Source organism: Pseudomonas berkeleyensis (assembly GCF_014109765.1).
Lineage (GTDB): Bacteria > Pseudomonadota > Gammaproteobacteria > Pseudomonadales > Pseudomonadaceae > Aquipseudomonas > Aquipseudomonas berkeleyensis.
Window position 1 is genome coordinate 4960131 of sequence record NZ_CP059139.1, and the last position, 12015, is coordinate 4972145.

At 60.9% G+C, this 12015-nt stretch carries 9 protein-coding genes; 4 read left to right on the forward strand and 5 right to left on the reverse strand.

All coding sequences use genetic code 11. The annotated features are described in order from the left end of the window. The first annotated feature begins 296 nt into the window (after positions 1-296). From HS968_RS23140 to HS968_RS23155, 4 genes are all read left to right on the forward strand, one after another. Positions 297-1928, forward strand: a complete 1632-nt coding sequence (locus HS968_RS23140; protein ID WP_182368850.1) for a VRR-NUC domain-containing protein — start codon at positions 297-299, stop codon at positions 1926-1928. Beyond that, positions 1925-4213, forward strand: coding sequence for an ATP-dependent DNA helicase (locus HS968_RS23145; RefSeq protein ID WP_182368852.1), 2289 nt, complete (start codon positions 1925-1927; stop codon positions 4211-4213). Before HS968_RS23140 ends, HS968_RS23145 begins: the two co-directional genes overlap by 4 nt. A 451-nt stretch (positions 4214-4664) precedes the next feature. Continuing rightward, on the forward strand, positions 4665-5306 hold the full coding sequence (locus HS968_RS23150; RefSeq protein WP_182368853.1) for a hypothetical protein: 642 nt from the start codon (positions 4665-4667) through the stop codon (positions 5304-5306). Positions 5307-5450: 144 nt separating this feature from the next. Next, complete coding sequence (locus HS968_RS23155; protein ID WP_182368854.1) at positions 5451-6128, forward strand: hypothetical protein; 678 nt, start codon at positions 5451-5453, stop codon at positions 6126-6128. A 75-nt stretch (positions 6129-6203) separates the two neighbouring features. On the opposite strand, the gene creC is transcribed toward HS968_RS23155, so the two are convergent. The 5 genes from creC to rloA2 form a co-directional block, all read right to left on the reverse strand. Beyond that, the gene (gene creC, locus HS968_RS23160) at positions 6204-7628 is read right to left on the reverse strand and encodes a two-component system sensor histidine kinase CreC (protein WP_182368855.1); all 1425 of its coding nucleotides are present in this window, start codon (positions 7626-7628) and stop codon (positions 6204-6206) included. Between the two features lie 3 nt (positions 7629-7631). Next, positions 7632-8312 carry a two-component system response regulator CreB gene (creB, locus tag HS968_RS23165; protein ID WP_182368857.1) on the reverse strand — a complete coding sequence of 227 codons (681 nt, stop codon included), beginning with the start codon at positions 8310-8312 and terminating at the stop codon, positions 7632-7634. 306 nt (positions 8313-8618) lie between these two features. Further along, positions 8619-9059 carry a CBS domain-containing protein gene (locus tag HS968_RS23170; protein WP_106738520.1) on the reverse strand — a complete coding sequence of 147 codons (441 nt, stop codon included), beginning with the start codon at positions 9057-9059 and terminating at the stop codon, positions 8619-8621. Positions 9060-9228: 169 nt separating this feature from the next. Then, on the reverse strand, positions 9229-11259 hold the full coding sequence (locus HS968_RS23175; RefSeq protein ID WP_182368858.1) for a methyl-accepting chemotaxis protein: 2031 nt from the start codon (positions 11257-11259) through the stop codon (positions 9229-9231). A gap of 237 nt (positions 11260-11496) precedes the next feature. Continuing rightward, complete coding sequence (rloA2, locus tag HS968_RS23180; RefSeq protein WP_179622812.1) at positions 11497-12009, reverse strand: retropepsin-like aspartic peptidase RloA2; 513 nt, start codon at positions 12007-12009, stop codon at positions 11497-11499. Between the last annotated feature and the right edge of the window lie 6 nt (positions 12010-12015).

Genomic DNA, 12015 nt, shown 5'->3' on the forward strand with positions numbered 1-12015 from the left:
ACGCATGACCAATCGATAGCGCGATACGTTACCCATCCGGCAAGAGAATTGCCAAATCACCTCGACTCGATAATCAGCCGCAGTCATGGCCAAGGTCGTCAACCTGCCTGTGACGACACCATCCAATACCGCTCTGCCTGGCTCCAGACGACTGCTTTTACGCTACATGCTCGCCTGTGGCAGAGCCGTAGTACCTGCGGGCAGAGACCACTCAAGCGGCATGAGCCTATCGCCTTCCGTCTCGTCGTCATCGCAACAGCTGGAATCTGTATAAAAAACCAGTAAAAATCCGTTCCATGCTCACCCTCGATGCCCCCGAACTCTATTACCTGGCCAACTTCCGCAAGGCCCTCGCCTGGCTCGACGCCCATCACCGTGACCTGATGGATGAAGCCGAGCACGCCTTCGTCGCGGATTTCCCCCAGCTACCACTGCCCGCCCAGTCGTTGCTGGTGCGCCTGGTGATGCGCAAGGGCGTGCACTTTCGCGTGAGCAAACTGCGCTATGCCGAGATCGGCGACATCCCCAGCGCAGCCGCGCCCTTGCTGGAGCGGAGCTGGCTGATCGACTGCGCCGCACTGAGTTTCGACGAGCTCGGCGCGCTGCTGCTCAAGGATGAACTGGCCGTGCATTTCGCTCGCGACCTGCCAGGCGGCAACCTGAAGAAAAGCGAAGTGCTCGACCATCTGCGCGAGCTGCATACCGAACCGCGCAACCTGGTCGACTGGTGCCCGCAACTGCACGAGCGCCTGCTGAGCCTGGCCATCGGCCCGCTGTGCGACCGCCTGCGCCTGATGTTCTTCGGCAACCTGGCGCAGGACTGGTCAGAGTTCGTGCTGGCTGACCTGGGCATCTTCCGCTACGAGCAAGTGCCGATCAAACCGGGCTCGCGCGGCTTTCGCCACCGTCAGGACGTGGATGACTATCTGCACTTGCGTGTCTGCCGCGAGGCGTTCGACGCTGGCGCAAGCGTGCCTGAGGTACTGCGGCAACTGGGCGAGTTCAGCACCGACAACCCCCATATCGGCAACCGCCATCAACGCCTGCTGCTACAGCTGGCACAGCACCTGGAGCGCGCCGGCGAGCTGGATTCGGCGTTGATGCTGTACCGCGATACCCACGCCCCCGGCTCGCGCCAGCGACAGATTCGCGTGCTGGAGCGGCTCGGCCGCGATGCCGAAGCGCTGGCCCTGGTCGATCAGGTGCTCAAAGCACCGCTCAATGGTGAGGAAGTGCAACTGGCCGAACGGGCACGTACGCGCCTGAACAAACGCCTCGGCCTACCGCCTGCGACCAAGGTGGCGAAACTGATCGAGGATCGCCTCGACCTGCGCCTGCCGCGCGCCGCCAGCGTCGAGCTGGCCGTGGCCATGCACCTGGCCGAACCGGATGCGCCCGTGCATTACGTGGAGAACACATTGATCTGCGGGCTGTTCGGCCTGCTCTGTTGGGAGGCGATCTTCGCCCCGCTACCCGGCGCCTTCTTCCACCCCTTTCATACCGGCCCGGTGGATCTGCACCGCGCCGACTTCCATGCACGGCGCAGTGATCTATTCGCCGCCTGTCTGGCACGTCTGGACGACGGTAGCTACATCGAGGCCATGCGCCGCACGCACGCCGAGAAGTTCGGCATCCAGTCACCCTTCGTGTTCTGGGAGCTGCTCGACGCCGAGCGCCTGGAACAGGCATTGGCCTGCCTGCCTCCGCAGCACCTGGCCGCCTGGTTCCGTCGCCTGCTGGCCGACATCCGCGAGAACCGCGCTGGCATGCCTGACCTGATCCAGTTCTGGCCCGCCGAGGGACGCTACCGGATGATCGAGGTGAAAGGCCCCGGCGACCGCCTGCAGGACAACCAGAAACGCTGGCTGGCCTTCTGCGCCGAGCACGGCATGCCGGTCAGCGTCTGCTACGTGGAGTGGAGCGAGTGAGCCTGCGCATCGCCGTGCGCGAGCTGTGCGAGTTCACCGCCAAGGAAGGTGACCTCGACCTGCGCTTCACCCCCTCGCCCACCGCAGCCGAAGGCATGGCCGGGCACGCCACCGTGGTCGGCCGGCGCGGTCCGGATTACGTGGCCGAGCTGCCACTGATCGGCGAGTTCGAGGGGCTGACGGTCAGCGGCCGCGCCGATGGCTTCGACCCCGAGTTTCGCCTGCTGGAAGAGATCAAGACCCACCGAGGCGACGTCGCGCGCATCCCGGCCAACCACCGCCTGCTGCACTGGGCGCAGGTCAAGATCTACGGCTGGCTGCTATGCCAGGAGCAGGGCTTCGAGGAACTGGATCTGGCGGTGGTGTACTTCAACGTCATGACCCAGCAGGAAACGGTATTTCGCGAGCGCTACAGCGCTGCGTCGCTGGGCGAGTTCTTCGCCCTGCACTGCCGCCGCTACATTCACTGGGCGCGGCAGGAACAGGCGCACCAGCAGGCACGCAACCAGGCGCTGGAAAACCTCAATTTCCCCTACGGTGAATTTCGCCATGGCCAGCGGCAACTGGCCGAAGCCGTGTACCGCGCCGCACGCGACGGTCACTACCTGCTGGCGCAGGCCACCACGGGCATCGGCAAGACCCTCGGCACCTTGTTCCCGCAGCTCAAGGCCATGCCCGGCCAGCAGCTCGACCGCCTGTTCTTCCTCAGTGCCAAGACGCCAGGCCGGCGCCTGGCACTCGATGCCCTACAACGCCTGCGTGAACCGGAAACCCCACTACGTGTGCTGGAGCACGTCGCTCGCGACAAGGCCTGCGAGCACCCGAGCAAAGCCTGCCATGGCGACTCCTGCCCACTGGCCAAGGGCTTCTACGACCGCCTGCCGGCAGCACGCAGCGCGGCACTCAAGGAACGCTGGCTGGATCAGCAGGCGGTACGCAATATCGCCATCGCCCATGGCGTATGCCCCTACTACCTGAGCCAGGAGCTGTGCCGCTGGAGCGACGTGCTGGTGTGTGACTACAACTACTACTTCGACCTCGGCGCCCTGCTGCACAGCCTCACCCTGATCAACCAGTGGCGCGTCTGCCTGCTGGTGGACGAAGCGCACAACCTGGTGGAGCGCGGGCGCGGCATGTACAGCGCCGAGCTGGATCAGGCGCGTTTCAAGGCCATGTGCCGCGACGCACCGAAGCGCCTGAAGAGCGTGCTGGAACGGGTCGACCGCCACTGGGATCAACTACACCGCGAGCAAGAGGTGCCCTATCAGGTCTATCCGCTGGCGCCGGACTTGTTGCTCGCCGCGCTGGGCAAGGCAGTGAGCGCCATTACCGACCTGCTCACCGACCAGCCCGAAGGCAATGGTGGTGAGCTGCTCAGCTTCTACATGGACGCCATGCTGTTCTGCCGCCTGGCGGAAAGCTTCGGCCCCCACTCGCTGTTCGATATCAACCGCGATGAATTCGGTAATGGGCGCAGCTATTCCACCCTGTGCATCCGCAATATCCTACCGGCGCCCTTCCTCGGCCCGCGCTTCGAGGACGCCCACAGCGCCACGCTGTTCTCCGCCACCCTCAGCCCCAGCCACTACTACCTCGACCTGCTCGGCCTGCCGGAAGAGACCCAGTGTCTGGATGTGGCCTCGCCCTTCAGCGCCGAACAACTGCACGTACAGGTGGTACGCAACCTGTCCACCCGCTACCAGCACCGCGACGCCTCGCTGGCGCCGATCTGCCAGTTGATGGCGCGCCAATACGCCGAACGCCCCGGCAACTACCTGGCCTTCTTCAGCAGCTATCAGTATCTGGAACAGGTACTACAGGAACTACGCCGCGATCACCCACAGATCCCGGTGTGGACGCAATCACGGCAGATGGACGAAGCGGCGCGTCAGGGCTTTATCGAACGCTTCCAGATCGGCGGACGCGGCATCGGCTTCGCCGTGCTCGGTGGGGTATTTGGTGAGGGCGTCGACCTGCCCGGCGAACGCCTGATCGGCGCCTTCGTCGCCACCCTCGGCCTGGCCCAGCTCAACCCGATCAACGAAGAAATCCGCCAGCGCATGGATGCCCTGTTCGGCAATGGCTATGACTACACCTACCTGTTCCCCGGCATGCAGAAGGTGGTGCAGGCGGCGGGACGGGTGATTCGCACGCCAGAAGACCAGGGCGTGCTCTATCTGATCGACGACCGCTTCGCCCGCCCGGACGTACGCCGTCTGCTGCCGACCTGGTGGCAGGTGGAGTTGTTGCGTTTGCCACTAAAAGCGCCGTCGCTGGAAATATAAGCGGCCGAACGTCTGCCCCCGCATCGATGGGCAAGCTTCGCGTTGCCCACCCTACAAATCCATCGCCCTCGCAGAGTGGATGACGCTCTTTCATCCACCTAACCGCACCCCACCTGACCGCCTGCCAACCGCTAAATACGCCACCAACCCGTAGGAGCGGATTTATCCGCGATCATTGCCGCCCGTGAAGCGCAGCAATCCTGCAAAACCACTTACCGTCACTCCCGCGAAGGCGGGAGCCCAAGGCTCCATAGTGTCGTCATTCCCACATGCACCTAAAAGCCACTTGCCATTACGCATCGCACTTGGTGTATAACCAGCCAATAGCTCCGTCCTAGCGTCAGCCAACAAGATGGAAAAGGGAACAGAAGAATGACAAGGAATGTTATCCACCACACCCGTTCGATAGCCATGCATCATTTGGTGCCTATTTGCAACTAGGCTCTTGAAAATGACAGAACTCCTAAGCTTCAAAGAAAGTAATTTTCCTGAACTTGCGAATTCAGAAGTAGAAAGCTTATCTACCACACTGCTTTACTATGTATTCACCGGCAGAAATGCATGGCACTCTACATGGATAACCCGCTACTCTGAAGGCTGTATGCATGCAAGCCTAGAGCTAGCAAAAAAATACGCAGAAAACCGAAGAACACAAGGCACCGTGTTTCACATAAAAGAGCTTCCCTCCATAATCGTGCGTTCAAAAAATGGCTGCCTGATTGTAACGCAAATAAATTCCAACAACCCATTATCCAATTACTCACCAAACGCCACATCCGTCGACACCAAGCTAGGCACAAAGAAAATAGATGGCGCTTTAAATAACTACATTTGCAAAAAAGCACCAGTACTCGGCGTAGCCTTATCGTTTGCCTACGACAGTAGATTTTGGCTCAAACCGCCAACCGCAACAAATTCAGTGATCGCAGTAGCAACAAACGACCCTTCAGCTATTTTCCCGGAACTCCCCGACCGAGACCTAATAACGAAGGTGTCAGTTTCCCATGGAGGCAACTACCTTCTGGGCTGGTCAGATAAGAAATCATTAATTAATAAAACCGGCGTGCGTAGTATTTTGTCGGACACTACCTAAAATGGATCAAGCCGCTCGACTTTCTCACCATAGATGTCCGAAAGTAGAAACTTCAGCAGCTTTCAGAAACCACCACGAATACAGCCAAGAAAGTAGCCTGGGTAGAGCGTAGCGAAACCCGGGATAACAACCATTAATGGAGACTTGAGTATCCGCGACATTCTAGTAACTGATCGCTCAGTAGCAGAATTTTGCTCAGAGTTCGACTCAGAAATAACAATAATTGCCAACCTTCTTGAACAAAGCAATTCATGCTTTGAGCACTATTTCAGCGACTCTGAAAATCAAAAACATAAATGGGTAAAAGAATTCGCTTTTATGGCTATAGAGTCCCTTGCAACAGCCACAAGGCTTTTGATTGAAGGACATGTAAATTCATCAGGAAACACCATGAGAATTTCCTATGAATCATTATGCCTAGCGATACTTCTGAGCGCTGATCGCAACATCATAATTGATAAGAGCAAAGAGGCAAAGCCAGTTAATTTTTACGATGCCTATCAGCAAAACAGGAACAACACAAGACCTCACAAAGCAATCGATAACGTTCTACTTAACGCAGACACCCTAGGACTAATTGAGGGGAAAGAATGGCTCAAGCAAGCAAAGAATTTCTACAATGGCTATAGCCACGCATCAATAATAGCAATGGGCTCATTAATGCTACCTTCGGGAAGGTCGATTATTGCAGGTGACTTTTACAAGGAAAAGCTGAGCCTCTATAAAGACCACATTAAATTTATGATCAGGTACGCAAAACAGCTACCCAACCTTATCGAAGTAGTTGCCACACGCAACTTAATAAGACGCTCAAGCGAATAGCCAGGATTGATTTAAGCGATACCCAGGACAACAAACACCAACGGGTTTCGCTCTGCTCTACCCATCCTACGTTGCTTATGTACCTGGCAACGTCAGCCGCACTTCCACACCACCCTCGACATTCCCGATCTGAAATTCACCACCATGCAGATCAACCACCTCCTGCACAAAGTTGAGCCCCAACCCGGTGCTCTTGCGCCCGCCATGGGGTCGGGCCAGGGAATAGAAGCGTTCGGTCAGACGGGCCAGCGCATAGTCGGGAATGGCTTCGCCCTGGTTGAACAGGCGCAGCAGCACCTGCTCGCCCTGGCGCTCGGCGGTGATACGGATCAAGCCGCCAGTAGGCGTGAAATCCAGTGCGTTATCCAGCAGATTGGCCAGCGCCTGGCGTAGCAGAAAGCGCTCGCCCAGAACCTTCAGCCCTGCCGGTAGAGCCTGCTCGATCTGCAGAGCACCCGCCGTGATCCGTGCCTGTTGCGCCTCCAGCAGTTCCTCGACCAAGGGTGCCAAGGGCACGGCGATGCGCTCTTCCAGGCCCTGGCGTTGCTCCACCTGGGCCAGGTGCAGCAACCGCTCGATCAGGTTCTGCAGACGCGCGCTTTCCTGCTGGATATTGCCCACGAAGCGCTGGCGCTGCTCGGCCGGCATATCGCCTTCGAGCAGTTCGGCGGCACCGCGAATGGCCGCCAGCGGGCTCTTCAGTTCGTGGGTCAGGGTGTGTACGTAGCGCTCCACATAGGCCTTGCCTTCCAGCTCGGTGCGCATGCGTTCCACCGCCTTGGCCAACTGGCCCAGCTCACCGCCGCGCACGTTCGGTGCCTCGGCACGTTGTCCCTCACTGACCGCCTGGGCATAGCGAGTCAGCTTGCCCAGCGCCGCACTCAGCCACCAGGACAGCAGCGCACCGATCAGCAGGCCAAGACCGATCAGCCCCGCGCCGAGCCAACCCAGGCGCGTCTGCGAACGCTCGATATAGGGCTGCAGAGTGCGATTGGGCTTGGCCACCGACACCACGCCGATGATCTGCTCGCCATCCTTGATCGGCGCAGCGACATACATCACCGAAGAATCGGAGTCGTTCGGGTCTTCACGGGTCGAACGGGCGCCGTACTGGCCACGCAGGGTCAGCAGCACATCGTTCCAGCGCGAGTAGTCCTGGCCGACCGCCAGCCCGGTGGAGTCGAGCAGGACGATGCCCTGGGCGTCGGTGACGTAGATGCGGTGGTTGACCTCGGCCTTGGTCAGCCCCCAGATACTGGCCTGCGGCTGACGCCGGCCATAAGCCTCCAGCGCCTCGTGCAGGCGGCCCTGGCCAAGCGTGCCGGCCTTGACCTCGTCGCGCAGAATCTCGGCCAGCAGGTTGGCGGTATCGACCAGGGTTTCCTCGGTGCTCTGGCGTACGCCGGGACGAATCTCGTCCATCACCGTGCTCAGCACGAACCAGCCGGCCAGGCCGACGAAGAGGAAGTAGACGAGGAAGATGCGCACGCCAAGCGGCATGACTCAGATCTCCGGCTCGTAGCTGTAGCCGAGACCACGATGGGTCTGGATCGGCTCTTCGGCAGGGGCGATGACGCGCAGCTTGGCGCGCAGGCTCTTGATATGGCTGTCGATATTGCGCTCGTAGCCGGCCTCGCTGGCCACACCGAGGGCATCGAGCAACTGCTCACGGGAATAGACCCGGCGCGGCTGGCCGAGCAGCGTGCGCAGCAGGCGAAATTCGTGACGGGTCAGGCTCAGTGCCTGACCGTGGTAGTGAATGCGAAAGGCCGCATCGTCGATCTGGAAGACGCTCGGCGCGCTGGCGGCCGGCGTTTCACGTGGTGCGACGCGCTTGAGGATGGCCTTGACCCGAGCGGCCACCTCACGCGGGCTGAAAGGTTTGACCACGTAGTCGTCGGCCCCGATTTCCAGGCCCACCACGCGGTCGATCTCCTCGCTGCGCGCGGTAAGGAAGATCACCGGCACCTCGGAAAAACGGCGCAGGCGCTTGCAGACTTCGAAGCCGCTGATATCGGGCAGGCCAACGTCGAGGATGGCCAGGTCGAAAGCGCCGTTCTCCAATAGCGTCAGCGCCTCGCCGCCGAGGCTCGTCCACTGCGTGACGAAGCCTTCGGCCTGCAGGGCATAGACCAGCGTATCGGCAATCGCGGCTTCGTCTTCGACTATCAGTATCTGCGGCATCGGGCGTCCTGCACCTGGAATTCGACTGCGGGAGACTGCCGAGCACGGGGGCCAGCGTCAAGCGAGGGATAGCCGTAGGGCGGGTGAAACCCGCCAGTGAGGTATTGGCGGGTTTCACCCGCCCTACGGGACACTGACGTCAAACCGGCCTAAGCGTGCCTGCACGCAGTAGTCGCCCGCAGTTACACCGCGATTTCGCGGATAAATCCGCTCCTACAGTGGCTGGCCTCGTAGCCCGGATGCAATCCGGGGAATAGGTGGCGCGATTTCCCGGATTGCATCCGGACTACTCACTGAGAACAGGCCTTACGGAATCTCGCCGCGGATGTACTGCTCCAGCTGGCGAATCAGGTCGGCCTGTTCGGCGATGGTTTCCTTGACCAGGTCACCAATGGACAGCAGGCCGATCAGTTCGCCCTCGGCCAGCACCGGCAGGTGGCGCAGGCGACGTTCGGTCATCAGTTCCAGGCAGCTCTGCAGGGTGTCACGCGGGCCGACGCTGATGACCTCGCGGGTCATGATTTCGCTGACCTTGGCACTGAGCATCGAGCGCTCGGCCAGGGCGACCTTACGCACGTAGTCGCGCTCGCTGACGATCCCCGCCAGGCGACCGCCGGACAACACCACCAGAGCCCCCACGCCCTTCTCGGCCATGACCTGCAACCCCACCAGCAGGGAATCATCGATGTCGACGCTGTAGACATAGGCGTTTGGCTTGTTACGGAGAATCTCGGCGACGGTCTTCATACTGGGGTTCCTGCTTGTTCTTTTAAGGTGAGGCCTTCGACAAACAACGGACGAACGCAGGACAGAGCTATAGCAGAGTTACGCCGAACGGTCAGCCTTGGAGCGACGCCAAGGCAACCGATTTGGCCAACCCGGCCTCAACCCAGCGTGGTCACTGGCCAGCAACCTTTCAGTCCAGCCTGAAGCGCCGGGTATTCTGCGCCAGCCCCTCACTGCCCCGACGCAACTGCTCGGCAGCGCTGCTCACCGCCTGGGCACCGTCGAGCAATTGTCCGGCAGCCTGATCCACCTGCTGGATATTGCCACTGACCTCATCGGCCGTGGCTGCCTGCTGCTCGGCGGCAGTAGCGATCTGCGCCAGGCGATCGGTGACGCGTTGCACCGAGTCGACGATGGCCTGCAGGTCATCACTCATGGCCAGCACGCTACCGATATCGCCATCAGCCTGCTTGCAGGCACTCTCCATCAAGGTCACCGACTGGCCAACCACGCGCTGCAGATCGTCCACGGTCTGGGCGATTTCCTGAGTGGAATCCTGGGTGCGCTTGGACAGCGAGCGCACCTCGTCGGCAACCACGGCAAAACCACGCCCGGCCTCGCCGGCACGCGCCGCTTCGATGGCGGCATTGAGCGCCAGCAGGTTGGTCTGCTCGGCGATGCCCTTGATCACTTCGACCACTCGGTTGATCTGCTGGGTTTGTTCGCGCAACTGCTGCAACGCTTCGGCACTGTCGCTCAGGCGACTGCTGAGCTGGCGCATGCTGGCACTGGTGCGCTCGCTACGCTGGTTGCTGCCCAGCGCCACCTCGCGAGTCTGCTGCGCTTCGACGGCAGCCTGCTCGCAGCTCTGCGCCACGCTTTGCGCGGTGGCCGCCATCTGCGTGGCCGCGGTAGCGATCTGGCTCATCTGCGCCTGTTGCTGCTCGACCGCATCCAGCGCATCGCGCGCCTGGCCACCGAGCAGTTTTACCGTGCCATCGAGCTGCTGGCTTTCCTGATTGACGCCCTGCAGCGACTGGCGCATCTGCTCGACCGCGGTATTCAGTGCCTGGGCGATGGCGGCCAGATCATCGCGGCCGCTGACTTCCATGCGCACACGCAGGTCACCGTCAAGTAGCCCTCGCGCAGCTTCGATGATGTTGCTGGTGCTGATGCGGATCGAGGCATTCAGGCACATCAGCAGGTACATCGCCAGCAGGGCCAGCACGACGAAGGCACCGATCACCTCGGTCATCGATTGCAACGCCTGCTGCCGGTAGTGCCCGAGGCTGGCGGAGAACTGCTGATAGAGCGCCTGTTGCAGCGCCTGCAACTGCGTCTCCAGGGTCTCGACCCGCTGCACGAACTGCTCGGGGGTCAGCGCCATGGGGCTGGCTTCGAACATGTCGCGATCGATCTGCTGGAGAAATTCGTCGAAAGCCTTGAGCGAGGCCTCGAACGGCGCACTCAGCTGGCGCATGGCCTGCGGTGCCTCGCGCGACAGGGTGGTCTGCGCCTTGACCAGTTGCGCCCGCTGCTCATCGAGGCTGCGACGCAGGTCGCGGATCAGCACCCGACTTTGCAGGGTGAAATGCTGCGAGACAACCGCACCATGGCCCTGGGCGGCGAACGTGCCGAGCTGCTCGAGCAGACGCGGCATGATGTAGGTGATCTGCTCCATCATCAGGTAGGTATCGAGGCGCGGATCGAGAATCAGCGCGCTGTCGGTCGCCACCTGCTCACGCAGTGCGATCAGATAGAGCAGTGCTTTCTGGTAACGCTCCAGCGCATCGGGCAGTGCCACCTTGGCCAGGCCGGCCGCGCGCAGACTGTCACGCTCACCTTGCAGCGCCTGGAAATGCTGGCGCGCCTCGTCACTGACCAGCTTGCTCTGCAGCGGTTCGGCGGCCTTCTGCAAGGCTTCGTCGAGCTGCGCTTCGCGCTGCTGCAGCAGCCCCTCTGCAGCTTTCTCGGTGCCCTTCCAGCGCGCCAGCAGGGTGCGCTGGGCAATCAGCTCCTGCTGCACCTGGGCCATCCGCTCGAGCGCCTGGGCGCCCTCGACCTCCTGGTCGACGGACTGCAGCCGCGCCAGGTAATCGTTGCTGATCACCCACAAGGCATAGCCAAGCGGCAATGCGAACAGCAGAAACACCAGCTGGAATTTGTGGGCAAAACCGAAACGCTGGAGCAGCCGTACACCCGGCTTGAGTACTCCTGTCATGGCGACACCTCAGCGACCTGTTGGGCCTACTGGCCTGGCAAAAAATTGCCTGGAGCAATTTTTGACGTCGCTCCGCGACGGCCCGTAGGGTTGCCGCCAGGGATGGCAGGCAACAAAGAATTGCTAAAAGCAAAAAGCAGGCCCGTCGCCCCCAGAGTCAGGGAAGTCGCTACGGGACACTCTCGTCGAGTGTAATGGCCAATGAGTATCAGCCTTTTCCGAAATGCGACAATTAACTCAGCATTGGGGACGGTCGCGGGTGTAGCGCTCGGCGGGGTTCACCGCCGCACCAAGATCGCGCATGGCGCTGGCGCCAATCAGCAGGGGATAGCTGAACGTACTGCGGTCGGTCAGGTTGACCTCGATCGTGCGCTCCTCATCACCCAGGCAGATCGGCATCTCGATCACCGGACGCTGTGAATAGGCCACTTCCTGCGGGGCCGAGTCACCCGCCTCTTCGGCGCGTTTCTTGATTTCGGCGATGCGCACCAGCGGGTGTTCGTAAAGCGTGTCTTCGGCACCCTCGACAGCCAGGCGGAAGCGCACCCAATCCTCGCCATCGCGTTTGAACGGTTCGATGTCCTTGGCCGACAACGAAGCGGTCATGGCGCCAGTATCCATCTTGGCCTTGAGGGTCTGCCCCAGGGCGGGGAGTTTGATCAATTCGTAGCGGCCATACAGGTCGGGCTGCTCATCGGCCAACGTCGGCATACTGATAGCGGCGGCCAGTAGAAGCAGGGCGTATTTCACGGAAGA